Annotated in this window: 11 protein-coding genes; 3 read left to right on the top strand and 8 right to left on the bottom strand. The window is 68.9% G+C overall.

What is annotated here, in order from left to right:
• Positions 1-34: 34 nt before the first annotated feature.
• The 5 genes from L7D48_RS00055 to L7D48_RS00035 all read right to left on the bottom strand — a co-directional run bounded on the left by L7D48_RS00055 (position 35) and on the right by L7D48_RS00035 (position 18,924).
• Positions 35-2,341 (bottom strand): UvrD-helicase domain-containing protein, encoded by a 2,307-nt coding sequence (locus tag L7D48_RS00055; protein WP_237875764.1) that lies wholly within the window; start codon positions 2,339-2,341, stop codon positions 35-37.
• Complete coding sequence (locus tag L7D48_RS00050; protein WP_237875762.1) at positions 2,338-9,078, bottom strand: DEAD/DEAH box helicase; 6,741 nt, start codon at positions 9,076-9,078, stop codon at positions 2,338-2,340. The genes L7D48_RS00055 and L7D48_RS00050 overlap by 4 nt, the downstream gene beginning before the upstream one ends.
• A complete protein-coding gene (locus tag L7D48_RS00045) occupies positions 9,075-14,579 on the bottom strand; it encodes a DNA methyltransferase (RefSeq protein WP_237875760.1) in 5,505 nt (1,834 codons plus the stop codon). The genes L7D48_RS00050 and L7D48_RS00045 overlap by 4 nt, the downstream gene beginning before the upstream one ends.
• Before the next feature lie 15 nt (positions 14,580-14,594).
• Complete coding sequence (locus L7D48_RS00040) at positions 14,595-17,594, bottom strand: DEAD/DEAH box helicase (RefSeq protein ID WP_237875759.1); 3,000 nt, start codon at positions 17,592-17,594, stop codon at positions 14,595-14,597.
• 169 nt (positions 17,595-17,763) lie between these two features.
• On the bottom strand, positions 17,764-18,924 hold the full coding sequence (locus L7D48_RS00035; RefSeq protein WP_237875757.1) for a serine/threonine-protein kinase: 1,161 nt from the start codon (positions 18,922-18,924) through the stop codon (positions 17,764-17,766).
• Positions 18,925-19,356: 432 nt separating this feature from the next.
• On the opposite strand from L7D48_RS00035, the gene L7D48_RS00030 reads away from it, so the two are divergent.
• Entirely contained in the window at positions 19,357-20,499 is a 1,143-nt protein-coding gene (locus tag L7D48_RS00030; RefSeq protein WP_237875755.1) for a site-specific integrase, read from the top strand.
• Here L7D48_RS00030 and L7D48_RS00025 read toward each other — a convergent pair.
• Positions 20,452-21,828: a peptidase C39 family protein gene (locus L7D48_RS00025; protein WP_237875752.1), complete on the bottom strand. Its 1,377-nt coding sequence runs from the start codon at positions 21,826-21,828 to the stop codon at positions 20,452-20,454. The genes L7D48_RS00030 and L7D48_RS00025 overlap by 48 nt on opposite strands.
• A 279-nt stretch (positions 21,829-22,107) precedes the next feature.
• Between L7D48_RS00025 and L7D48_RS00020 the strand changes: the two genes are divergently transcribed.
• Both L7D48_RS00020 and L7D48_RS00015 read left to right on the top strand, forming a co-directional pair.
• Positions 22,108-22,707, top strand: a complete 600-nt coding sequence (locus L7D48_RS00020; protein ID WP_237875849.1) for a uridine kinase — start codon at positions 22,108-22,110, stop codon at positions 22,705-22,707.
• A 463-nt stretch (positions 22,708-23,170) separates the two neighbouring features.
• Positions 23,171-25,132, top strand: a complete 1,962-nt coding sequence (locus tag L7D48_RS00015) for an AAA family ATPase (RefSeq protein ID WP_237875750.1) — start codon at positions 23,171-23,173, stop codon at positions 25,130-25,132.
• A gap of 70 nt (positions 25,133-25,202) precedes the next feature.
• Here the strand turns inward: L7D48_RS00015 and L7D48_RS00010 are convergent, their stop codons facing one another.
• On the bottom strand, positions 25,203-25,682 hold the full coding sequence (locus L7D48_RS00010) for a PH domain-containing protein (RefSeq protein ID WP_237875748.1): 480 nt from the start codon (positions 25,680-25,682) through the stop codon (positions 25,203-25,205).
• Positions 25,683-25,745: 63 nt separating this feature from the next.
• A complete protein-coding gene (hisG, locus tag L7D48_RS00005; RefSeq protein ID WP_237875847.1) occupies positions 25,746-26,594 on the bottom strand; it encodes an ATP phosphoribosyltransferase in 849 nt (282 codons plus the stop codon).
• Between the last annotated feature and the right edge of the window lie 80 nt (positions 26,595-26,674).

Here is a 26,674-nt window from a genome sequence, read left to right as displayed (position 1 = left end):
CGTCCACAACTCACAGCACCGGAGCACCAGTGCCTCATACCGGGAGGTACGGACTGGGCTTGCCGTGCCAGCTGACGGTCAAGGCGTCGCGGGCACGAGTGGACGCGACGAACAGCAGGGAGCGCGCCTTGCGCTGCTCGCGCTCGTACCGGGGCGGGTCCTCGGTGCGGTAACGCTCGATGACGCTGGTACGCGGGATAATGCCGTCGCTGGCTCCGACGATGGCGAGACGCTGGTATTCGAGACCCTTGAAGCGGTGCATGGTGCCGACGTGGACTTCACCGTCGCCCTTGGGGCCTTCCTTGGTGAGTTCGGCGCAGGTGATACCCGCCTTGGTGGCCAGGTAGTACATGGCTTGGCTGACCATGTCCCGGTCTGCGACGCATACGGCGATGCGGCCGCCGGGGTCGCGGGGGGCGCCGCTGTCGTCGGTGGACAACTCCTCACGCCAGGCTTTCAACGTGGCGGCGAGCCCGGCGAGTTCATCGTCCCAGGTGTCGTAGCGGATGAAGTCGGGCTTGGGGCCGTGAAGGACAGACCGGTATCCGGCGAGGGTGTCGGTGCCGTCGTCGAGGTCGTCGTAGACGACCTTTGCGCTTTTGTTCTTCGGTTCCACGACGCGGAGGGCCTCGGCGAGGATCTCCTTGGTCGTGCGGTAGCTGAGGGTCAGACGGGAGGCACGACCGCGGATGTTGACGCCCAGCGCTCCCAGGGCGACCTGGTGGTCGTAGATGCGCTGGTGGGTATCGCCGGCGATGAACATGTCATTGGGCAGGTCCGGGTCGGCCATGGCGCGCAGCATCTTCCAGTGCGCGGGACGCAGGTCCTGTGCCTCGTCGACGACGATGTGCCGGTAGCGGTAGCCGAGGTAGCGCATGCCGGAGCTGTTGTCGCGGTGGATGAGGTCCTTCCCACCGACCTCTTCCTTGTACTCGCGGCGAGCCATGATCTTCGCGGCGCGTTCGATCTCGAAGCGGGCCGCGCGCTCGGCGGCCTGGCCCCAGGTTTCCACTCCGAGTTTGTCGAGGCGGGCGGCGAATTGTTCGATGAGTTTCCAGATGCGCGCGCGCTCGGGGCGGGTCAGTGCCCGACCGCGGCCGGCCCGGCGAGCCTTGAAGTACTCGGAACGGGTGGCAACGGACTGGCCGAGGATGACCTGCTCCCATTCTTCGAAGAGGAACTCCGGCTCGAAGCGCCGGTCATCGAGTTCAGCCAGCAGCTGGCGCATCTCGTTCAAGGCCACGTGATCGTAGACACGCTGCTTGCCGCGTCCTGGGACGGTGTTCTCGCCGAGGACACGGGCGGCGAGCTGGTCGATGTGGGCGATCTCGACGCGGGCCAGGAGTTCGGGTTTGACAAGGGAGGCAAGCCGCAGGCGCAGGTCGGTGGTGAGGTTCTTGGTGAAAGTGGTCAGCAGGATCGGCTTGTTACGGCCGGGTGGCAGTTGCTCGGCAAGGTGCTTGACGCGGTGCAGGGCAACGATGGTCTTGCCGGTGCCGGGACCGCCGGAGACGCGGGCGGGGCCGTTGTAGTGGCGGTGGACGATGCGTTCCTGCGTGGGGTGGAGGAATACCTTCCAGGCACGGAAGTCGCCCTCTTCGATAACCGTGCGGACGGCGTCGTCGACCGTGGTCACCTTGGTCCGGGTGAGGGCCGCGGCGAAGTCCTCGGGGTCTGGACGCCGGTCGAGTTCGACCGGCGCGGTGATCTCCTTGCGTACTTCGTCGATGCTCATCCCGGCGGCGAGGCCGTACAGGACGTCCTTCGAGAGCAGAGGAGCGCCCTCGACGAGCTGGTCGAGTTCGTCGCTGGTGGTCACGGCGAGCGCCAGCTCGATCAGCTGCTCGGCGACGCCGAGCTCGCGCAACTGGTCGGCGTCGTAGGCAGCCAGCAGCGGCGACGCCGCGGGTTCGGGCTCCGGCTCGGGAGCGGCCTGGGGGGCCTGCTTGTCCGGCTCGGCCGGGGTGAGGGTGATGCCGGCCCTGCGCAGGGCGCTGTCGCCGACGACGGCAAGGTCGACGAACTCGATCTCGCCGGTCACCCGGTTGACGGCCACCTGGAGCTCTTCGTAGACGTCCTTGCGGTGACGGACGGCGATGACCAGCCAGCTCTCGGTGCCGTCCGCGTCGACCCCGGTGGGGGTGAGGAGGGCCCGGTAGTCCTGGTTGACGCGGGCCGAGTAGATGCGGGAGTCTCCCTTGAGCTTCTTCTTCCTCAGCCCCGGCAGGTCGGGGTTGTTCCGGAAGTTGTGGCAGAAGTCGTAGAACTGGGCTTTGACCGAGCGATCGAGCTTGTACAGCTCCTCTTCGGCTTTGCGGTACAGGCTGAGCCGTGCGGTCATCGGGCGGCTCCTTCTTCCGTGTCGGGGAGCTGGTCGAGCAGTTCGTCGAGGTGGGCAAGCCATTCGGTGGCGGTACGGATGGTCCAGCCGTCCTCGACGTACGCGGCGTCGCGTCGCTGCGCTTCGTCGTCGTCCTCACTCTGGTGGGTGGAGACCACTGCGATCTTGATGCCGTGAGTGTGCCAGGCGAAGTCGGCCTGCCAGCGACTGATGCCCAGTTCGTGGCCGAAGACGGGCGCGATCTTGCCGCGGTCGGCCAGGATCTCGGCGAGGCGGAGCAGGTCCGGTGACTCGTCGGGTTCTTCGCGCAGGATCTCCAGGATCTCTTCATCCCAGGCGGCGTCGCGCAGCATCTGGGCCACGGTGACTTCCGCCGCGGTGGCGTGGCCCGGGGCCGGGTCGACGGGCTTGACCTGGGTGACGGGTGCCTCGGCCTCGGCAGGGGCGGGCATGCCGATGAGCGAGTCGAGTTCGCCGAGTCCTCCGCAGACCGCGAGGACTTCGACCTCGAATTCGGCGGCCTTGCTGGTGGCGAGTTGGACGCCGTCACCGCCGGCCAGGGACAGGAACTGGGTGAGGTTGGTCCAGTACAACCAAGCCCGCCAGCGTTCCTTGTGCTCATCCGTGTCCAGGACGGCGTCACTGTCGTCTAGGACGGTGAGCGCGGTCCACTTCAGGTTCTCGGGATCGGCGGCGTCCAGGGCGAACACGATCGGCAGCTCGGTGTCGTCCTGGGCGCGGAAGACGTGCACGGGACCGATGCCGGCCGTGTCCGGCACGACCGGCTTGTCGTGACGCTTGGCCGGGGAGAAGGTCGCCAGTTGGTCGCGCAGGGCGGCGACGAGTTCACTGCGGCGTCCGGTCGCGGCGACCTGGGTGGTGCCCGGCTGGGTGGTGAGCCCGGTGACGAGCGCGCGGGCCCGGCGGGCCCAGCGCTCGGGATCCGGGTCGCGCAGGTAGGCGATCAGGGTGTCGATGGGGTTGGCGAAGACGGCGCCGGCGAAGTGCGCTCGTTGCCCGCCGTACTGTTCGTAAGCGGTCTTGGCCTGTTCCTGGGCCGTGGCCCGGTACGGCGGCCAGACGGGCTTGGCGCGTGTGGGGCTCTGCTCGAACAGGTCGATGTCCGCCCAGGTGATCTGGAAGACGATCTCTCCTTCGGCGCGCAGGCGGGTGCGCTTGGCCGCGTCGGCGGCGATTTGGTTGTGCTCGCGGCTGGCGTGGAAGCGGAAGCCCTCGAGGTAGACCTTCACGCTCTGAGCCGGGCCGTCGACGCGGGTGAAGGTGAAGTCGCTGACGGTACCTCGGAGTTGCTGTTGCGCGGTCAGCCTCCAGTGGACCACGTCGGAGTCGCTGGAGTCGCCGGTGAAGCGCAGATGCCCGCTGGCGTGACCGTCCTCGTCGAGGGAGGCGTCGTCGGTGACCTTCACCCAGTCGCGCAGGACGGCCAGGAAACGTGCTTCCAAGTCAGACTCCACCTGGGAGTCCAAGCCCACCAGCCCGGTGTGCTCGACCTCGGTGGTCTCCCAGCCGTCCTCACCGTCCTTGGTGAACAGCAGGGACTCCAGCATGGTCAGCGCCTGCCGTCGCGAGACGATGTCCTGGAAGGGCTCCGGGGTGTAGCGGTGCAGGCAGCGGTGGCAGGCCCGGCGCTGTTCTTCGGCGCACGGGCACTCCTTGAGCATCTCGTACGCCGCCATGAGCGTGTCGCGGAAGGCTTCCGGTTTGGTGAGCCGGTCCAGGTAACCGGTGCCGCCGGGCAGCGAGTCGAAGAGCACCAGGAACCAGCGGCGCTCGCCGCTGTCGGTGTCCGGCATGGACGCCACGGTGGTGTCCAGGTGCTGCGGGTCGCCGCCGAAGTGCAGGTCCACGCCGAGCCTCAGTGCGGCCCGGAAGGAGTGCACCTTGGCGTCGACGTCCGCGGTCGCGGCCGGGATCAGCACGCGCAGTGCCTCGGTCTGCAACTGGTGGGCGAGCAACACCGGCTCCTCGCGGGCGTCGGTCTTCTTGCCGCGGCGCAGCGGGCACCACGGACGATGGTGTTTGAGCTGCCCGCTGCGGGCGGTCAGGGAGTCCAGCTCGTCGGTGTCGTGGTCGAAGACCGGCTGTCCGTCGGCACTCGCCGCTCCGCACGCCGTGCACACGTGGAACGGGTTGAGACGTACGCGCTGTCCGGCGAAGTCGTCACGGTCACGGGAGTCGAAGCGGACCGGTCCGATGTTGATGCGGCGGATCATGGCGCGGCGACAGTAGTCGACGCCGAACGTCTGCTCCTTGTGGCGCCAGGAACCGGGCTCGATGTCATCCAGTGGGATGTCCACCGCATCCACGACCCGGTAGAAGCGGCGGTCGCGATCGTCCTTGTCATCGCGGATCCGGGCGTCCTCCCGCTTGTCGCGCGAGGTGACGGTGGCGGGTTCGACGATCTGGAACAGGCAGGAGCCGTCGTCCGCGATGTGGGAGGTCTTGCAGCGCGGGCACGGTGAGCGGTCCTCGGCGGCGTTCTCGGTTCGGACGTAGCCGCAGCCGGGGCACACCCGCCAGGTGCGCCATTCCTGTCGGCCGCCGGTCGCGATCTCGATGCCGCTGATCTGATGCTTGTAGCCGTTGACGTAGAAGGTGTTGCCCGGTGCCAGCTCCTCCAGCGCGAGACGCCGGGGCCGCTCGTAGGCGTAGGTGTCGGAGGTGTACTTCGTCGGGTCCGTCTCGTTCTCGCCGTACAGGGTCGCCGACAGGACAGTGGTGGAGTCGATCAGCGCGTAGTTGGGCAGCAGGCCGAGGTCGCACAGCGCGGTCTGTGCCGGGGTCTCGCCCAGGTTCATCAGGCGTCGCCCGACGCCGCGTCGCTCGGCGTCCAGTTCGGCCTTCTGCCGTGCCTGGTCGGGGTCGGAGTCGTGCAGTTCGTCGTGGGCCTCGTCGATCTCCTTCAGCCGGGCCCGCAGTGCCCGCTGGGCGCGGAACCACTCCCGCTCGGCTTCTTCGACCTTGCCGCGCAGTTCGTGTGTGGCGTACTGACGCAGGTCTCCCCTGGCCTGGTCGCTGACCCCGGTGGGGAACAGCTCCAGGAACCCCTCGACCAGCTCCTCCCCCTGGGAGATGGCCAGCTCCACCAGGTCTGCCAGGTAGCCCGACGGTCCGAATAGCCAGGGCGCCTTGCGCGGCAGGGCGCGCAGCGCGGTGCCGTCCGGACGCACCAGCCGTCCGGCGGCGGCGAGGTCCAGCAGATGGGCCAGGTACTGACGGCGCAGGATTTCGACGGCCGACAGGTAGCAGCCCGGCGGCACGATGGTGCCGGCGATCAGGTCCTTGGGCCGCTCCAGGAAGTACAGGTCGCGGCGCCTGCGGTCCGGGATCGTCAGGAGGAAGGCATTGCCCGTGCGGCGTCCGGCCCGCCCCACCTGTTGGGCGTACGAGGCCGGCCGGCGTGGCAGCGCGGCCAGCACCACCGCCGATAGGTCACCGATGTCGATGCCCATCTCCAGGGTTGGGGTACAGGACAGCACATTGGGGTCTTTGAAGCCCTCGCGCCGTTTGAAGGCGTTCTCCACCCGCTCGCGCTGCGGGCGGGTGAGCATGCCGGTGTGTTCGGCGGTGACCACCTGATAGGTGCCCGCTCCGCGGTACAGGCGTCGGTAGTAGTCCTGGGTGTAGTCGCGGTCGCGGTGGTGCACTCCCAGACCTTCGGGCCGGTCGCCGGCCACCAGGCGGCCATTGCGGCACCGGTAGGAGGGGCAGGGCTGCTCATGCCACTGGTCCAGCAGCGAGGGGTGGACCGTCTGCTCCCAGAAGCACACCCGGCAGCGCACGTACGCATGCCTCACCTGCTCGTCGTCCAGCAGCTGCGCCTCGACGTTGCCGGGCTTGAGGCCGTAGACGCGCAGCGAGGTGTCGCGCGGGGTCCGTACCGACAGCAGCCCCAGTGCGGACAGCTCGGGCAGCAGCCGGGTCCAGAATTCCGGCGCCATCTCCCGCGGCAGGTCCAGGCAGCGTGTCGCCCACCGTTCGTACCACGACAGCCGGCCGGTGGCGAAGTCGAACTCGCTGCCGTTCTTGGGGCTGCTCAGCAGGAACACCGGGGCCGCGACCCGCTTGGGGAAGGCGCGCATACCGGGGGCTCGCTTGCCCCAGATGAAGTACCGGCTGGTGCCGGCTTCGTCGATGTACTTGTCGAGCCACTTGTGGGCGACCGCGCCCCGGGTACGCAGCCGTTCCAGGAAGACCCGTACGAGCGCCAGGTAGCGGGCGTCGTCCTGGGCGACCAGCGGCACTCCGTCGCGGACGCACTCCTCGTGGATCCGTTTCACCAGCGCCACCACGGCCGCCGGGTCGTCGATGCGCACGTGCGCGGCGGCGGTCCGGGTCAGTTCCAGGGTGCGTCCGTTGCGGGAGCGGAACCCGAACTCCATCAGCGTCTCGAAGACGAGCCGCTGCCCGATCAACCGCCACACCGGCATGCTGCCGCCCCGTCCCTCACCGGACAGCAGCCGCTCGACCCCCTTGTACACGTGCAGGTCCGGCGGCACCACCGCGGCGAGGGTGTCCTTGTCCGTGGTGGCCTCGACCACGTCGGCGATGAGGTCGTTGAGCGCGGTCGGCTCGTCGTGGCGCAGATGCTCGGCCAGCAGGGCCCGCAGCGAGAAGGTGTACGAACGGTTGGCGACGAACCCGGCCCGGTGCGCGGCATCCTGCACCGAGTCGTTGAACATCAGCGTCTTGTCCTCGTGCAGCTCCTTGTCGAGCTCACCGCCCGTGAACAGCTGCGTGATCGACGCCGCGGCCATCGCCGCCGACCCGGTGCCCAGGTAGCGGATCGCGTTGCGCTCACCGCATGCCGGGCACCAGTCCTCCCGGGCCGCGGTGTTGGCCACCGTGCCACCGAAGTGGACCAGGACGAACGCCGAGTCGCGGGCCGTCAGCCGCGGCTCTCCGGTGTCCTTGTCGTAGTCGTTGAGCGGGTCGGGCAGCCGGAGCCGCTTGCGTGCTCCGTCCAGCACCATCAGTATCCCGCCGGCGCCCTGTCCGGTCGTGCTGCCGCCGGCGCCCCGACCGCCGGCCGACATCGGCGCCGCACCGGAACCTTCCCGCGCCTGCTGATCGGTCGCCGCTATCAGGTTCCGCACCCGTGCCCTGTCCTGTCCGAGCGAGGCGCGCCGGATCTTGAACGTGTCGAACTGGACGTCGTGGTCGTCGCTCTCCGGCGAGAACACGGCCCAGCCCGACCGTCCGCAGGCACGGCAGTAGATGGCCGGCAGGAAGAGGTTGGCGCTTTGCCCGGACGTCGCTGTCGTCACCGGCACCACACGTTCACCATCCGTGGCGCTCGCGTCCGCCGTCCCGGCCACGTCCCAGCGGAACTCGGCCTTCGGCCATGGCAGGACGCCGCGCAGCAGCCGGGACACCGAGCGGGCCCACTGGTGCACCTCAACGTGTACGAACGGGCGCGGTTCCTCCGGCGTCGACTTCGGATCGCGTGCGTACGACATCAGCGCCACGAACCGGGCCAGCGCCTCGGCCGCCTTCTCCGGCTGCCGGGCCACCGCCTCCGCCCAGCCCGCCGCGCCTGCCCGCCACATCAGATCCAGCACCTCGGCGCTGGTCTTCACCTCGCCGTCCAGTGCCTGCATGACCGCCCGGGTGAACAGGTGCCGCTTCAGGTTCTCCCCCAGCCGGAACGGGTCCGCGTCCCTGACTCCGGTCACGGCCTCGATGAGATCGAGCAGTGCTTCCTCGGAGGAGGCCGGGTCGGGCAGTGCGAGTAGTTCGTCAGGGGTCGGCAACCCCTGCATCCTCACTTCGGTGAGCGGGATGAACTCCTCCACCGACAGCCGGTTCTCCCCGACGATCGACTCGGGCGTAAAGTCCATGCCGAAAACGTCGGTCGCCACCTCCAGCAGGCGCGCCTTCCCGTCCTCGTCCGTTCCCGAGGCGAGCGTCGCCGAAGTCGCCACCGGACAGATACGTCCCAGCGGACGCCCCTTCTCGGACGCCCCGACCGCGGAGGCAAGCCGTCGCAGCAGCATCGCCACGTCGGTGCCCTGCGCGCCGTCGTAGGTGTGGAACTCGTCCACCACGATGTACCGAATGTCCGACTCCTGCCACAGCGGGGCGTCTTCCTCACGCTGCAGCAGGAGGTCGAGCATCTTGTAGTTGGTGATCAGGATGTCCGGTGGCGACAGCTGCATGTCGATCCGCCGGGTGCGCACCTTCTCGTACTGCGTCGCCGTCCGGTCCCCGATGTACAGCCCGGCCCACACCTTGCCCAGCTCGCTGTTCTGTGTGAGCAGCTCGTTGATGCGCTGCGCCTGGTCGGTCGCGAGCGCGTTCATCGGGTACAGGAACACCGCCTTGACGCCGGCCTTCCCCGCCTCACGCTCACGGCGGCAGTGGTCGAGCACCGGGTACAGGAACGACTCCGTCTTGCCCGAGCCCGTACCCGTGGTGATGAGGGTCGGCTGTGGTGTGTGCCCGTTGGCGGAAGTCAGCCGAGCGAAGGCGACCGCCTGATGCGCGTACGGCGTGAAGCCCTCCCGCCGCCACTCCAGATGCTCGCGCCACCCGTCGTCGGCCGTGGTGAAGGGGGCACGGATCCGCAGGTACGGTCCCCGGAACATCCCCGACGTCTCGTCCCCGAGGAACCGGTGCAGCGCCTCGCGCGCACCCTCATCGCTGAGCGCGTACGTCGTTGACAGATACTGCAGCAGGCTCTCCTTGAGCCCCCGCGCCTGAATCGTCGGCCTCACGGCTTCGGCACCTCCTGCTTCACCGGGTCCCACTCGCCACGGGCGATCGCTTCATCCAGCCGCTTCTTGAAGACGGCGTGCGCCTCGCGCATTTCCTTTTCGCGGTCCGCCTTGTAGAAGGGCGGCGTATAGCCCTCGGGCACAGGTGCCTTGTCCGGTGCGGCCCGGTACGCCTCGAACTGCTTCCACGTCTCCTTGGTCTGCCGCTGCCCGATCGTGCGCGCGTTGCCCGCGAGCTTCCAGCCGTTGGCGTCGAACCAGGTCACGGCCTCGTACTTCTGGAGCACGGGGAAACGCCCTCGGTACGCGGCGATCAGCGCGTCGGCGCCCATGCCGAGCCAGACGGCTACAAGGGCATCAATTTCGACGAGGGCCGACCGGCGGGCCCGCTCGGTGCGGAGGGGGGTTTCGGGGCGCCAGTCGGGGGTCACGTCGTGCAGGGGCTGCAGGTCAGGCCATTTATAAGCCCAGCGTTCCCGGTCGAGCCACGCAGGGTCATACAGCTCGGCCCAGAGGTCGGCGTAGGCACGGGTGAGGCAGTTGAGGCGAAGGGTCCGGAGGAGGAGGGCGGAAGCCAGGGGATGGCCGGAGGTAGGGGCGGGCATGGCCTTGGCACCAGCGACACGCATGTCACCCCGGCCAGTAGCCCGAAGGAAGTAGTCCAACGGTAGCGAAGCCCAGAACCCTGCGACCAGCGCGGTAAGACGGTTATCGGGCATCGCCAGGCTGTGTACGGCATCAATGTGTGCCGTGCCCGGTGGAACGAGAGCGGCGTACAAGGCCCGTTCTGTGTTCGGAGCGACCTGACGGCGCCAGGCAAGCCGCTGGAAAGCGACATACCGCCGCCGGGCCCGCTTTACCAATGCGGCGCCGACCTGCTCGTCCGTAACCTGTTCCTCGGGGATGCGCTGGTCGTTCGCGATCTTGCGCCGGGTACGGGTGATCTCCTTTTCGCTTGCCCGCAGCCGTGTGAGGGCACTGTGGTCAATCCACCGATCCTGCTCGCGCAGGTATGCCTGGTTCCTGCCGGGCACCCGTACGTAGGCCGTGTCTGGCACGAAGTCCGGTGGTAGGGCAACGAGATCCGCACCGTAAGGGTCGTTGCTGTTCGCGTCATGCCGCTTGAACACCGGCGTGGCGACGCTGAGCTGCGTGCCCTTGAGAATCACCCGACGCCAGCGGTCCGGCTGATACTCCTGCCCCGTGCTGGGGTCGGAGCGGTTGTAGTCGATCAGGTTGCCCTTCTTGGCGCCGCTCTCGTGGTACCCCGGCGAGATCTGCGGTCCCAGAACCCCAAGCCGCACCGGATAACCCGCCAAGGCCTCGATCGCCGCCGCCTCCGCCGCACTCACCGGGAACAGCAGTCGAGCCTGCTCCTCCGGCTGATCGTCCTCATCCAGCAGCCGCTGCCAGACGGTCAGTTGCTTCCTGTCTACCCGCACAACCCGTGTCCTGTGCGGCCGCTCGTCGAACTCCCCATTGCGGTACCGAACACCCGGCACCTCGCCTGAGCCGTCGTGTTGTGCGGAGTACCGCAGCGCATCTACAGAGACCAGCCAGGACAAGTGGTCGAAGCAGATATTTCCTGACTTTCCGTAGATATGCACACCAAAGTGAGCGGTATGGCCAACTGGTTCGGGGAAGAACCGCTGTCCAGCATTGACGAAGTCTCCGTGAACCCGAAGCCGCCGATATGCTGATTCTCGGAGCGCCCCCTCCTTGTCCCCCGTGAAGTGCGTGTCCGGGTGAACCATTCCAGCAGTTCCGTCCGTAGACGTGTGCGCCCACACCTGAGACATAAATGCCCGATACAAGTCCGGCTGGGTTCCCACCAGCAGCGGGTACATCTGCGGGGAGCCAAACACTGCGACCTGCGCGCTCGTGTTCGTCAGCTCGTTGAGCACATACTGGTACGCCGCTGAGGAATCCAGAACCTCTCGGCGTCGTCGTTCCTTATCCGTCGTGGAAGCCTTGGCCTCCAGCTCGAACCACGGCTCGTGCTCTGCGAGAACAGAGGACTCGTCCCAACGGGGCCGCACCCACGGCGGGTTACCCACCTGGAGGTCAAATCCGCCACCCCGCGCGAAGACATAGGCAAACTCCAACTCCCAGTGCAGAAAGCCCTGCTTTTTGGAGATGTCCCGGACCTCCCTGAGCCACGGGAAACGGTCTTCCGGGTTGCCAGCGTCCATGACCATGAAGCCGGGGAGGGTCTCTTCGAAGCCCTTCAGGTCGGCGAGGCTCTCGAAGCTGTCGATGAGGGTGTTGCCGTCGGGCACATCGGCCCTGCCCAGCATGGCTTCCAGGAACTCCAGCCAGTCCTCGAGGTCCTTGAGCGGGACGACCCGCCGCCGTTCCTGCTCCTGTGGTTTCGTCGCAGCTTTCTTCGCCCTTGCCTGCCCGACCTTCTGCAGTTCCACGACTCCTTCGTCATCTGCGCTCAGCTCAAGATCTTCGAAGGAGGCCTGCTCAGGCCCCAGCGCGAACAGTGCCTTGGCTTCGACGAACCGCGGCGCCGGGCGCGGAGCCGGAACGGCCGGAGCTTCGAGAGCGGCTTTCTCATCGTCGAGCTGTTCTCCTGTCAGCGGTATCCCGCCAAGCACCTCGCTGAGGTCGTCCGCGTCGCTGACCACGGCTGGTGTCGTGTACTCGCTGTCGGTGCCGTCCAGCAGTCCGGCCTTGTCGGCAGGCCAGAACCACAGGGCGCACCAAGCGTCCATGACGGCCTTCAGCCGCCAGTACGGGGTGTCGACGGCGTTGAAAAGGTCTTCCAGGACCTTCTCCTTGGGCACCGCCTGATCGGGGTGCTGGAGGAAGGCGTACTCGGGATCTGTGGGATCGGCCTGCCATACGTCGATGCGGCGCGCGATCTCCCGCTCGGAGAGCTCCATGCGCTTGACGACGGCGGACCAGAGGAATTCGGCCCTCCGGGCGGCGTCCCGCAGCCGCGTGAACTGCGAGCGGGCCTCCGGCTTGGGCTGCTTGGTCTTGGGGTTGAGCTTGGGAGTGCCGTCCTTGTTGAGGTGTGCCGTGCTGCGCTGGGGCCGCTGGAGGATGCCCTTCTTCCAGACGGCCAGCCGCTCCACATCGCCCTTGGCGAGTTCCTTGGCCTCCTTCGAGCCCGTGACCGCTGCCCAGCCCGGGCTCGGCAGCAGGAACTGGTGGATGGCTTCGTTGGGCAGCGGCTGCGGCTCGCCGTCTCTGAGGAACGGCAGCGGAGTCGGCGCGAGGGCGCCCTTCGCCTTCAGCCACGCCTTGTCCTTGCTCACCACGTCGTCGCCCGCGAACACCGCGCGACGCGCGCCGATGAGCGAGTTGCCGCGGCGCAGGTGGAGGCCGAACCAGGGAGCACGCATGCCGGGGTGCATGGTGTTGAGCCACAGCGACACCTCGGCCAGCTCGACCGCCGTGTCGTTGAGGTCGACGCCGTAGGCGTTGTGCAGGGCGATGTACGCCTTGACCTTCTGCTTCTCGGTGATCGCGTCGGCCGTGGGGATGGTGATGCCGAGTTCTTCCTGGCGGCGGCGCAGGTACTCGTCGGCGACCTGGTTGATGGCCTCGTTGAGGAACGCGCCGGAGCCGAGCGCCGGCTCGCAGATCTTGTACTTCAGCAGTTCGGAGGCCCGGGTCTTGATGACGTTGCCGTTCTCGTCCTTCTTCTGGTCGAGGCGGTGCTTGAGGGCGAGTTCGACGGTGACCTTGGTCAGGGACTCGGGGGTGTAGTACGAGGCAGAGGTCTCACGTTCACGGCCGGCGAGCCGGTAGACGAAGGATCCCTTCTCGTACTTCTTCACGCCGCGCAGGCCCTTGCGGGCGTCGTTCTCGTCGTAGTGGACGAGGGCCGCGTCGGGGTACTGGTCCTGCTTGTGGGAGGGAATGAGCCAGGATCCCTGCTCCGGGTCGCCGCCGCGTGCCACCTCGCACAGTTCTTCCTCGGCGATGATGCCGGTGTAGGACATCAGCCCTTCGTAGACGGCGCCGAGTTGGTTGATGCCCAGGTTGCGGTAGGAGATGAAGCCGCCACGTTCGCCACGTCTGCCTTTCTTCATGGTCAGCAGGCGCAGTACCTCGTGGAGTGCTTCGTTGCGCAGCCGCAGGTCGAGCCAGCGGGGATCGTTGTCCTCGTCGCAGCGCGGGTCAAGGACGCCTGTGCCGATGAGGCGGATGGCGGTGGGTTCGAAGAGTTCGCTGCGCAGTGGTTCGAAGCGCAGCCCGCGGCCCTCGCTGCGGCGGGCCGCCTTGGCCTTGCGGGTCTCCTCGTCGTCGCCGGGATGGTCGTCGTCGGGCTCGGTGCCGTACGGGCGGTGGCCGAAGTTGACCTTGTTGAACAGGACGTCGAGGGACTCGTAGAGGTGGAAGCCGTTCTTGGCCTCCTCGTCGACGAGTTCCTCGTCGCGGGTCACGAGTTCCCGCAGGCGGGCCATGGAGTAGCCGGCTTCGTACGAACCGTCGTCGGCGGGGAGGATGCCGAGTTCGGGGCGGGCTTCCGCGTAGAGCAGGAAGAGGATGCGGTAGAGGTAGCGCAGTGCTTCGCGGGTGAGTTCCCGCGCGAAGGGAATCTTGGTGCTTTCGATGTCGGCCGGGGTGACGTTGTTCCGCGGCTCGGCCATCCGGTGCAGGACTTCGTTGGCGATGATCTCGACCGATCGCTGCAGGCCGTAGCGCAGTTCGCCGGAGACACCGGCCGCGTTGTCGCTGGAGGACTTCAGTAGGGCGTCGATCGCGCGGCTGGTGTCGTTCTCGCCGGGGCGGAGCATGTCCAGGCTGAACAGGGCGGCAATGATGGCGAGTTCACCCTGCTGGGTGCGATCGTTGCGTTCTAGTGCGGTGTCGAGGTTGACCGCGAGGTAGCGGCCCTCGTTCCAGGCATGGCGGTCGGCGAGCACCAGCACGCCGCCGCACAGGAGCAGGATGAAGCGGGGGTGAGGACCGCCCTCTTCGCCGAGTTCGCTCTGGAACAGCCAGGAGGCCAGGGCCGCGCCTGTCTCGTACGACTCGCTCGCGCTGACGTGGAATGGCTGGAGCAGTTGTCCGGCGCCGTCCGCGTTGAGGGCGGAGTCGTTGTCGGTGGACCAGCCGCAGTCGAGGGCGATGACGCCATGGCCGTGGTAGGCGACGGGCAGGGTGTGGTCTCGCCCGGCACGGTGGACTGTCAGTTCGGCCGGGGAGGTGTCGTAGCCGAGGGCGCGCAGGACCATCTGGTGCCACTCCACGAGCCGCTTGGTCCACTCGGGATTGTTGTACGTGTTGAGACGCGCTTCGTCCTCGGCGTCCGCCTGGGCGTGCTTGGCGAAGTAGCTGCGCATGTCCTCGGCGAGGTACGGGGTGCGCAGGGTGCGCAGCAGTTCGCGTGGGGTTCTACGAGGGTCGTTCTCGTCGCCTTCGCGCAGGGCCCAGGTGGCGAAGAGGCCCTTCTTCAGGTCGTTGCCGAGTTGTTCGGCGAAGTAGTGCGCGGAGAGGTATTCGCCACGGTTGGTGAAGGAGTCGAATGCGGTGCTCATCTTTCAGTGCCTCCTTCAGCGGCCGGTGTGCGGTTCGAGAACGGCCAGCAGTCGCAGCATCGGTTCGCTGGCCGTCTCCAGGGACTTGGCCAGTCTCAGCAGCCGCTCGGCGGTTCGGTCGAGTTCCGCTTCCTTCGGGCGGGCAGTGGCGAACAGGGCTTCTTGTCGCCACTCGGCGACCCGCTTGCGGTAGGGGGCGAGGGTCTCGTCGATCTGCTTGCGGTACTCGGCCTCAAGGGCGATGAGATGAAGCTGAGCAGCATCGATCGCGTCGGGCACGAGCGCGCTGAGGCCGGGAAGGTCTCGAGGCGTGGCGCGGCCGGGCATGTCCGGGCCGACGCCGTAGCGCTCCAGCACGTCCGTGGTCAGCTTCTCCACGACGGGGTTGCCGGGGAGCTGGGAGACGGCCATCCACTCGACGACGGTCGGCTTGCCCAGTGCGTTGGAGTAGATGCCCTGGACCAGGTACGTCGGGCTGTCGACCGCGGCGGCGAGTACGGGGGCCTTGTGTCGGCCGATCTCGACCAGCACCTTGTCCGTGACCCAGTCCAGGACGGGGTGGATGTCGGTGACGTAGGAGACGTTCGGCCACTGGGATTCGGTGGTCTCCCGTGCCGCTTCCAAACGCTTGCCGGCGAGCTTCTTGGAGAAGGTGACGCGCATGCGTGCCGGCTGCTTCTTGCGCGGCATGATCTGCTGCTCGTCCAGGTAGGACCTCGGGAGCGCCTTGAGCCGGTACAGCAGGTCCCGCGGGGGTTCGAAGGCGATGGTGCCGTCGTCGTCGTGGCGCAGGGACAGCATGTCCTCGGGGTTGGGGCGGCAGATCTGCCACAGTGCCTCGTCGAAGTAGTCGGCCGTGGAGCGGAATAGCTTCGGCACGACCGCTCGGGCGACCTCGGGATGTTCGTGGACCGCGCCCACCTGGCCGAGGATGCCAGCAAGGAAGGCGGCTCCACCCTGCCGGGACTGTTTGAGGGACTCCTCGACCGTGCGGCCGGCGATCAGGTCCTGGGTGAGGCGGTTCTCCTCCTCTTTGGCCCGGTACAGGCCGGTGACGGCCTCGGCCGATCCTTCGATCTTGTGGGCCTCCTCCTCACGCTTGAGGAGCTTCTCCCCCACCAGCCGGTCGTCCAAGGTGCGCGGCTGCCCGGTCGTCTCGTCCGTGCGCCACGGAATGTCGCTGGTGAGGGTCAGCGCGCGGAACTCGGGCCGCCGCTTCTGTCCGTACCGGTCGATACGACCGTTGCGCTGCTCGATGCGGATCAGGGACCAGGGCAGGTCGTAGTGGATCAGCAGGTTGCACTGCTGATGCAGGTTGACGCCTTCGGAGGCGACATCTCCGGTGAACAGGATGCGTACCGGGTCGTCGCGCAGCCCGAACTTCTCGACGATCTCCTGCTGCTCCTGGTCCGTGGTGGCTTCTCCGTGCATGACCTGCGCCGCGCCCCCGAATCCCAGCCACGGCTTCTTCTCGTCCGGACTGGCCGTGCGCTTGAAGCCGAGTGCGGCCGGAACGGTCTCGGCCAGCCACTTCAGAGTGGGGATGCTTTCGGAGAACACCACGACCCGGGTGTCGGAGCCCGGCCCGACCCCCATGGCGCGCAGTTCGTCCACCAGCGCTGTGAGCTTCGCCGAGTCCCGGTCCTCGATCTGCTCGGCAAGGTGCTGCAGATCGACCAACGCAGCCCGTTCTGTCTTCCGGGCCGCTTCGCGCACTGCCGGGTCCTCGGGCCGTGTCTGACGCTTGGCACCGTTCTTAGGCTTGTCGGCCGGCGGGGTGTCGAGGGTGCCGATCCGGGTCTTGACCGTCTCCAGCAGGGCCTTGTGCGAGGACAGGAACGACTTCAGCAGCCGGTACGGGACGAGCTGGTGTCTGCTCACCGACGGCGTCGACGGATCGGCGGGAATCCAGCGCGTGGCCAGTTCCTTGAAGACCGCGAGTTCCCTCTCCGTGGCCGGAACGTGGATGGGCTTGGACGGACCGCGGTCCTTCCACATCTCATCCTTGATCGCCTCCCGCACCTCGGGGGAGGTCTTCGTACGCCGGATGTAGAGGTGCTTGAGGTCCTCCACGTCGTACTGGGTCGGGTTGGCGATCGCGGCCTCGTCCAGCATCCTGATCAGTTCGGCGAACGAGGCGGCGTCGCCGTTGTGCGGGGTGGCCGAGGCCAGCACGAGCGCATCGGTCCTGCGGGCCAGCAGCCGGGCCAGCGCGTTGTTCTTCGTTCCGCGGTTGACGAGGTTGTGGGACTCGTCGATGACGACGGCATCCCAGTCGGTGTGCTCCAGGTGGTGCGCGTACACGTCACTCTTGAGCGTGTCCACGGAGATGATCACGCGCTTGAAGTACGCGAACGGGTTGCGCCCCGCGGGGATCTCCCGCTGCACTCGCTGGATACCGGTCGAGTCCAGGCGCACCAGCGGGATCCCGAACCTGGTCCACAGCTCACGCTGAAACTGCTCCAGGACATGCTGCGGCGTGACCACCAGGATCCGTTCGCCGCGCCCGCGTCGGATCAGCTCCGCAAGGAGTACTCCAATTTCCAGCGTCTTGCCGAGGCCCACCACGTCCGCGATCAGTATCCGCGGCTGCGGATTCTTCATCGACAATGCCAGCTCCGCCGGCCGCAGCTGGTGGACCTGCTGGTCCATGAGGAAGTTGTCCGCCAGCGCCAGCCCGTGCTCGGTCTGCGGCAGATACGTCTTCCGCATGATCGCCTCGAGGAAGAGCCGGGACCTGCGGTGGTTCGGCGAGTCGTCCGGTACCAGCTCGGTCTTCCGCGGGTCCAGCTCCTGCACGACGTCCAGCCGGTCGTAGAAGGTGGCGTCCATGTCACGGACGAACGGCGAGATGCCGATGACCTCGAGCATCCACCCGTCATGCTCGGTGGGCGTGCACTTGCGCACGAGCCACAGCTCGTCACGGATCAGGACCTGCGCGCCCGGCGCGTACCCGCCCGATTCCGGCAGCCGCCCCTCCGACGGGCCTGCGCCAGGCTCCCCGTTGCCCCCCATCTCTTCGCTTCGGCCGTTCACTGCCCCCGACTCGACGCCCAACATTCGCTCCGAACTCTTGCTCACGGCGCGCCCCCGCCACTTCACTTTACGTAGCGCACAGACAGCCTCAGAGCCGTCTCGCGCATCCGTCCGCCAAGCTTCTCACCAGGCACTGACTGCCTGGTCGTCACAGCGTGGCGCCTACTGCGTACTGCGCCCGTAGCTCATCCGCCACTCGCTTCGACGCGGGCGGCCGCCCACCTGTGGACCGCGCTGTCGACCTTGCCTTCGGAGACGCGGTCGGTCCGCCGGAATCCGGTGCCGACTCGTCCTGCCCCGCGTCTTCCGACTCCGGCTCGACGGTCCCCGCATCCATTACCGGCCCGTCGAGGGGCGAGCCCTGGTTCGCGCCACTAGTGATCTTGGCCTGATCTTCAAGCAGCTTCTCGAAGGATGGCGACAAGGGCTGCTCGACCGCGTCCGGAATGCCATTGACCGTCGTTCGCTCGATCAGCGCGAGTCGCGCGTCGGCCGGTGACAGACCGGCGGCTTTCAGTAGCTTCGCGCACTCGTTGGTCACGACGTCCAGCGTCGGCCGGTCTTCCGGCGCGTAGGCGAGCATCGAAGCGATCAGCGGCTTGAGCTGTTCCGGCACACCGCTCAGGTCCGGACCGATGTCGGGGTTCGCCACCTGCACGGCGACGGCTTCCCATGCCGCGCCGTCGTACGGATAGTGGCGAGCCGCCGCGTACAGCAGCACGGTGCCCAGGGCGTACACATCCGCTGCCGGCGTCACCTTCGGGTGTCCGCTCGCCTGTTCCGGCGGCATGCAGCGCACGGTTCCGACGATCATGCCGCTGTGCGACAGGGACTCCTTCGCCGCGTCCATGAACGCGCCGAGGCCGAAGTCGATGATCATGGGGCCTTCCTTGCCCATGATCACGTTCTGGGGCTTCAGGTCCCGGTGAAGCAGCTCCGCCGCATGCACGGCGCTCAGCCCCTCCGCAAGCAGCGCCCCGAGGCTGGCAACCATCGGCACGGGGAGGACGCCGTCCTCGTCCACGCACGCCAGGAGCGTGCGCCCGGCCACGTACTCCATGGCGAGCCAGGGACGGTCCGCGAACGGATCGGCGTCCAGGAAGCGGGCCACCCGGTTGGTACCGATCACGGTGCGCGCTATCAGCGCTTCCTTCTCGAACCGCGCTCTTGTGAGGGGATCCAGCTTGTCGCTCCGGATCAGCTTCACCGCCACCGGATCACCGCCCGGGGTATAGGCGAGGTACACCTCTCCCATACCTCCCGAGCCCAGTTCCTTGGCCACGGCGTACCGACCGATCCGCTCGGGCATCCCCGTCATCTGCTGCTCAGCGCTCCCTACTTACGCCCGCGCGCCAGCCCGCCGAGAGGCGTGGACGCCGGATAAGCGTAGTCGCTCCCGGCCTGCGACATGCAGCGTTCAAACCTTCTGCTCCCGGGCTCACCGAACGACGCTGACGAGACACGCAGAGGCCAACCATCCCGGAGAAGCGCAAAATGCATCAAAAGCCATATACCTACGCACGCTCGCCGACTGCCCCCAAACATCGGGACCAACTATGCGGGCGGGCGGCTCATAACGACTTCTCCCGGACATGCAACCGACAAAGGAGCACCTGGAGGGGCTCCCCCTGCCGTCAGTTCACTTGAATACTCGCCGATTTGGCGCGGCCGGGAAGATCCATAACATCACTCACCACGGCGTACCGCGCTTCCGCAGGATTCCTCTGCGGAAGCAGAACGCATGGAAGGTGAGATTTTGGCGCAGATCATCGACAAAGGGCCGGGATACGACGGCAAACGGTGGCGGGTGCGCTACCGGGAGCCTGGAGGGAGGACAGCGCGGCAGCGCGAGAAGGCCTTCGGCCGGAAGAAGGATGCCCTCGCCTTCGCCGCGAAGGTGGAGAACGACAAGCGGGAGAACCTCTACATCGACCCGGACGCCGGGAAGGTGTCCCTGCGCCAGTACGCGCAGGAGTGGCTGGAGTCGAAGAGCATGGCCCCGGGCACCGCGGAGGCCTACGAGCGCATCCTGCGGCTCCATATCCTCCCCCACCTGGGCCGCAGGACACTGGCCCAGGTCACCGCGGCGGATGTGGAGGGCCTGTACGCGCGGTGGCGGCAGGCGGGGACGGCGCTCAGCACGGTCCAGTCCCGCCGCATCGTCCTGTCCGGGCTGTTCTCACACGCGGTGCGGCACCGGAGGATCCCCGCCAATCCCGTGCGGGAGGCCGAGAAGCTGGACAGTCCCGTGCTGCGGGTGGACGAGCGCAGCCTTCCCAGCCTTGCGGAGATAACCGCCCTCGCGAAGGAGATCGGCCCCCGACTGGAGCCCGCCGTCTGGCTCATGGCCTGCTGCGGAGTGCGGATCGGAGAATCCCTCGGGGTTTTCCCCGAGGACATCTCCGATGGGGTCTTACGACTGCGCCGGCAGGTGATACGCGTGAAGGACGCTTCGGGTAAATACGTGGCCCGCTATGCGCCTCTCAAGCACCGGAAGGAAGGCGAGTGGCGTGATATCCCGGCTCCCGGGAAGCTGAATTCCGTCGTCGACCGGCTGCCCGTCCGGAACAACGACGGCGGAATGCCCTATCCGGATCTGTTCCGCAAGTCGTGGGACCGTGCGATCCGGCGGCTGGGAATCCGGGAATACAATCCGCACGACCTGCGGCACAAGTGGGCCACCGTGACCCTGGGTAGCGGTGTTCCCCTCCACGAGGTGTCGCGGTGGATGGGGCACGCCTCCATCAGGGTCACGGCGGACCGCTACGGCCACCTCACCGCCGACGGCAGCGAGCGCTGCCGACAGGTGCTCGGGGCCGTCTTCGACGGCACCGGATCAGCGGATGCCGAGCGCGCGCAGCGCGCGGTGCTGACTCGGTGCTGACTTTGCCGGGAAGAGGATGTAGCAGATGCCTCCCGTACCGCTTCTGACCTGGCCTTTCTCGTTGTAGCGCTTGGTGCGCAGCCAGATGTTCTCGAACTGCCGGCGCTTGTAGACGTGACGGACGGCCTCGTTGCTGTCGCTGGCCGGGTCGTTGGCGATGACGTCGCCGTCCTCCGTGAAGCCGATGACGGTCATCAGGTGGCCCGCGGTGCCGTAGCCCGCGCCGTCGAGTTCGGACTCCATGAAGGACTGGGAGGTGATCAGGGGGATGCTGGCGCGGATCAGGAGCTCGGCGTCCGCGAGGGAGTCCAGGCGGGTGACGATGCCCTGCATGTCGCGGTAGGTGGCCGCGTAGGCGGTGTTGAACGGCCAGTTGCCGCAGCCGGAGTACTGGTAGTCGTAGGTGAAGCGGGCGGCGTGGCAGACCTGGGGGTCGGCGTAGTCGGGGTTGACCCAGGACAGGTCCTCGGCGGTGGGCTTGCGGCCCCAGTACTCGATGATCATCTGCGTGGAGGTGGGGCTGCACCACGCCTCGCCACCGTTGTCGTACTCCGGGTACTGGCCGATGTGGGTGTTCTGCGAGTAGCGCGGGACGTCCAGCTCGACGCCCGCGGCCACGCCCGGCGCGGAGGCCGGGACCTCGAAGCGGGCGGGGACGTCGGAGCCCATGGCGCCCAGGCGCCAGACCACCGGGGTCGCGTCGGTGCCCAGGGCGCGGTGGAGGGTGGCGCGCAGCCGGTAGGCGGCCAGGCGCAGGCCGGTGGAGGTGTCGTCGATGGCGAAGGTGTCGGTCCAGACGCTGGACTTGCCGTCGCCCTGGTCGTCCACGGAGGTGCGGCGGATGTCCTCGTCGCCGGCGGCCCAGACGCCCAGGGTGTACCAGGGGGTGTCGGTGCCGTCGGTGTAGGTGCCCCGCATCTCGACACGGATCCAGGTGCCGGCCGGGGTGTGGGCGTTCCAGGAGGCGACGAGTTCGCTCGCGGGCACCGGCAGGCGGTGGGCGGGCGAGGTCCACACGGCGTACTCCCAGGCGGCGGTGCGCCCGGTGTGCGGGTCGGTGTAGTCGGTGGTGCCCGCGGGGGCGGCGATGGCGATGCCGGGGCGGCGGCCGGCCGCCACGCGGGTGCCCTGTCCGGTGCCGGAGCGCCAGTCGGCGACGGAGGTCCAGCCGTGGTAGTCCACGGTGGAGTCCTTCGCGCGGCGACGGCCGCCCGGGGCGGCCGCCGTGGGGAGCGGGGAGGCGGTGGCCGAGGAGGCGATGGCGGCGGTCGCCGCGGTGGCGACGGCGGCGAGTACGGTGCGGCGGGTGGCCGGTCTGCTGTCGGTCATGGCGGTGGGTACCCCGGTCCTTCCGTGAGTCGGTGCGCGTGTGGTGTCGCGCGTGGGTGCTGCGCCGATACGGCGGCGGCGTGGTGGTGCCGCGGACGCACCGCGGAGTGTCCACATCTTCCCGCCGCCGGATCTTCGGGGCCAGTGCTGCGGGGTCCGCACACCCGAAAACATTGGTGTCGACCAGTGGCGTTGTCCGGCCGGCCGTAGGCTGGAGCGGTGATTCCCGGTACCTGCTCCGATCCGGCCGGTCCGGACGGCCCGGCCGGTCCGGACGGCCTGGCCGGTCTCGTCCGGCGGCTGCGCGGCCTGCCGCCGTCGTGCGGGCCGGTGCGGCTGGTGGCGGTCGACGGGCACGCCGGGTCCGGCAAGAGCACGCTGGCCGGGCTCCTGGCGGCTCGGCTGGGCGGGGTGCCGGTGCTCCATCTGGACGATCTGGCGAGCCACGGCGCCCTGTTCGGGTGGACCGGCCGTTTTCTGGAGCAGGTGGCCGCCCCCCTCTCGCGCGGGGAGCCGGCCCGGTACGAGGTGTACGACTGGGAGCGCCGGGTGTTCGGCGGGGCGCGTACGCTGCCGCCCGCGCCGGTGGTGCTGGTGGAGGGGGTCGGCGCGGGCCGCCGTGCCCTGCGCCCCCGTCTGGCCTGTGTCGTATGGCTGGAAGTACCGCGCGAGGAGGCCTGGGCCCGGGGGCGGCGCAGGGACGGGCCGGAGCTCGCGGGCTTCTGGGACGGCTGGGAGCGCGCGGAGGGGCGGCACTTCGCCGCCGATCCCACCCTCCCCCACGCCGATCTCCTGGTACGGCGGTGCTCACGGGGATACCTGGTGCTTCCGGGGCCGCGAGGCGGGCGGGGGAAGTCCGCCGAAGGCTACGGTGGGTGACGCGGCGTCAGCGCTGCGCGCTCCAACCGTACCGGTCCGTACGTTCCCTCCCGCACCGGCTTGACCGGCCCCGGTTCCCGGTTCTACGTTCTCCCTGAGCGGCCTGCACAGGCCGTTCCCGCACGAAGCCCCCGGTTGTTCCCCCGTGATCGGGGGCTTCGTCCTGTCCGGATCCCGTCGGGGCCCGCCCGGAGGGCTCCGGCGCGTTCTCACCGTCCGTCACCGTACGCCTGCCGACGGCTCGCCGGCGCCCGGCCGCCTCACCTCCGGCCCGCCCCGTGCCCGCTCATACGCCGTCTACGACCAAAACCGGGGCGCGGGTACCATGCCAAAGGCCGCTGACGGCTTGGGTCCTGCCCTGCTGCCTGCGGCAACTCCCTTTCGCAACATGGTCGTTGAGCGCCGTTGAGAACCACCGCCGCCGTCGGGTGACCGCCCGGCGCATACCTTCGGGGGACGTTTCGTGGGGGATGTGAGGGACTACGGCACGCAGGACGTCCACGGTCCGCAGGCCCCCGCCGATCTCGCCTGGCTGCGCGGCGTCGACGCGTACACCGTGGGCTCCTACACCCACGCCGAGGAGGAGTTCCGCGCCGCCGTGCGCATCGACCCGGGCATGGCCGACGCCTGGCTCGGGCTGCACGCCCTGCGCGTGGACACCGCCACCGCGCTGCTGCGGATGCACGAGCACCGCCACCGCTTCGGCGAGCAGCGCGCCCGGCACGGCCGCGCCCTCAACTCCTGGTACTGGCTGGGCTGGTGGGTGCAGCCGGTACTGGAGACCGAGCGCGACCTGCTGCTGGCGCACGCCTCGCACTGGCTGGACGGCCGGCGTGTGGCGGATCTGGACCGGGCGCTGGCCGAGTGCCCGCCGGTGGAGGCCGACCCGCAGGTGCGGTTCCTGCACGCCTGCCGCGCCTATCTCACCAAGGACTGGGAGCTGCTGGTCCGGCACACCGAGCCGCTGGTGGGCGACCCGCTGCTGGGTGTGGAGGCGAGCCTGTTCGCGGGCATGGCCCGGGTGCGGCTGGAGATGTACGGGCAGGCCGAGCCGCTGCTGGCCGCCGCCCTGATGCGCTGCCGCAGCGAGCAGCCGCAGCGCAAGGAGCTGCGCTACTGGCTGGCCCGGGCCCGGGAGGGCACCGGGCGCAGCGCGGCGGCGCTGCCGCTGTACCGGGCGGTGTACCGGGTGGATCCGGCGTTCATGGACACCGCCGCCCGGCTCACCGCCATCGCCGAGGGCGACGGGCTGGACGACGCGCCGGAGGTGGCGGAGACGGCCGTGACGGTCGTGGACGGTGCCGACGGGACGGGGGACGTGCCGTTCGGCGGTCTTCCGGACGATCCGCCGGCCGGTGGCGGGTGGCCCGCCGACGGTGCGGACCTCGCCGACCCGGCCGCCGGGGGCCTGGTCGGCGGGAGCGCTGCGGACGGCGGCTTGAGCGGGCCCGTGCCGGTGGAGGCGGACTGGGCTCGGGAGCGGTCCTCCGGCAGCCGGGGGACGGCCGGGCGCTTCCCGGCGGGGCCGGCCGATCCGGTGCTGCTGGCCCGCGCGATGGGGGAGCTGGAGCGCATGGTCGGCCTGGAGCCGGTCAAGCGCCAGGTGCGGGCGCTGTCGGCGCAGCTGCACATGGCGCGGCTCCGCGCCGAGCAGGGGCTGCCCGTCCAGCCGCCCAAGCGGCACTTCGTTTTCTCCGGCCCCTCGGGGACGGGGAAGACGACGGTGGCGCGGATCCTGGGGCGGGTCTTCTGCGCGCTGGGCCTGCTGGGCGGCGACCATCTGGTGGAGGCGCAGCGCTCCGACCTGGTGGGCGAGTACCTGGGCCAGACGGCGGTCAAGGCGAACGAGCTGATCGACTCCGCGCTGGGCGGGGTGCTCTTCGTGGACGAGGCGTACAGCCTGTCCAACACCGGCTACGGCAAGGGCGACGCGTACGGCGACGAGGCGCTCCAGGTGCTGCTCAAGCGCGCCGAGGACAACCGGGACCGGCTGGTGGTGATCCTGGCGGGTTATCCGGAGGGCATGGACCGGCTGCTGGCCGCCAACCCGGGCCTGGGATCGCGCTTCACCACCCGGGTGGACTTCCCCAGCTACCGCCCGCCGGAGCTGACGGCCATCGGCGAGGTGCTGGCGGCGGAGAACGGCGATGTGTGGGACGAGGAGGCGCTGGAGGAGCTGCGCAGCATCAGCGGCCATGTGGTGGACCAGGGCTGGATCGACGAGCTGGGCAACGGCCGCTTCCTGCGCACCCTGTACGAGAAGTCCTGCGCCTACCGCGATCTGCGGCTGTCGGACTGTCCGGGCACGCCCTCCCGGGAGGAACTGGCGACGCTGCGGCTGCCGGATCTGATGCAGGCCTACGGTGAGGTGCTGTCCGGCCGGGGCCCCGAGGGGCCGCGTCGCGAGCCCCCCTCGTTCGCCTGACCTGCGCTCCAGGGCGGTGCGGGGCGCGGGCCGGGCCGGTCCGCGCCCCGCGGGCCGGCAGGTCGGCGGGTCAGCTGGAGGACGGCCCCGTGCCGTGGCGCTCGGCCAGCGCGCGCAGCGCCTTCGCGTCCCGGATGGCCTGCTGTTTGGCGACGCCGGGCTGGATGCCCATGGCGGGCAGGGTGGTGCCGTCGGCGAGGTCGAGCAGGACCCAGGGGTCGCCGGGGCGGAGGTTCACCTTGATGATCTCCGCCCATTCCAGGTGGCGGACGGTGGTGAGGTTGACGACCGTGACGCCGCTCTCCTCGGCGACCACCTTCGGACGGCTGAGCAGGGCGAGGACGCCGAGGAACAGCAGGCCGGTGAGGACGAAGGAGGCCCGCTCCCCCGCGCCGAGGCTCTCCAGCATCATGGCGACCGTGGTGAGGGTGGCCAGGATCGCGACGCCGACCGACAGCAGGACGATGCGGGTGCGGGCGGGCCGGAAGGTCACCGGCAGTTCGGAGCCGGAGCCGGGGTCTGCGCCGGGCTCGGGGGCGGGGGCGGGCACGTGCGTCGCTCTCCGATGGGTCGGTGCCTGGTTGTTTCGATGCCTCGGTGGGTGCCGGCGGCCTCAGAGGCGGCAGGCGTGGATGCCGGTGGTGAGGATCGCCCGGGCGCCCAGGTCGTACAGGTCGTCCATGATCCGCTGGGCCTCCCCGGCGGGCACCATGGAGCGCACCGCGACCCAGCCCTCGTGGTGCAGCGGCGAGATGGTGGGCGACTCCAGGCCCGGGGTGAGGGCCACGGCCTGCTCGACCTTCTCGGCGCGGATGTCGTAGTCCATCATCACGTAGCGCCGGGCCACCAGGACACCCTGCATGCGGCGGAGGAACTGCCGCACCTTGGGGTCGTCGGCGGGGGCTCCGGTGCGCCGGATGACGACGGCCTCGGACTCCAGGATGGGTTCGCCGATGATCTCCAGTCCGGCGTTGCGCAGCGTGGTGCCGGTCTCGACGACGTCGGCGACGATCTCGGCGACGCCGAGCTGGATGGCGGTCTCCACCGCGCCGTCGAGGCGGACGACGGAGGCGTCCACCCCGTTGTCGGCCAGGTGCTTGGCGACCAGGCCGGGGAAGGAGGTGGCGATGGTCATGCCGCCGAAGTCCCCGACGTCGCCCGCCGTGCCGGGGCGGGTGGCGTAGCGGAAGGTGGAGCCGGCGAAGCCGAGCTGGAGGATCTCCTCGGCGGCGGCCCCGGAGTCCAGCAGCAGGTCGCGTCCGGTGATGCCGATGTCGAGCTTGCCGGAGCCCACGTAGACGGCGATGTCCCGGGGGCGGAGGAAGAAGAACTCGACCTCGTTGTCGCTGTCCACCAGGACCAGCTCGCGGCGGTCCTTGCGCTGCTTGTAGCCGGCCTCATGGAGCATCGCCGACGCAGGCTCGGACAGTGAACCCTTGTTGGGGACGGCGATGCGCAGCATGGGGTGGTCTTCCTTCGCTTCTTCGGGCCGGTGCGGGCGGCGCGGAGTGGGGTCGTGCGGGTGGAGTGGTGCGGGGGTAC

This window comes from Streptomyces sp. ICN903 (assembly GCF_022015835.1).
GTDB lineage: Bacteria > Actinomycetota > Actinomycetes > Streptomycetales > Streptomycetaceae > Streptomyces > Streptomyces fenghuangensis.
Note: the sequence above shows the minus strand (reverse complement) of the source record. Positions and strands in the feature narration are given on the sequence as shown.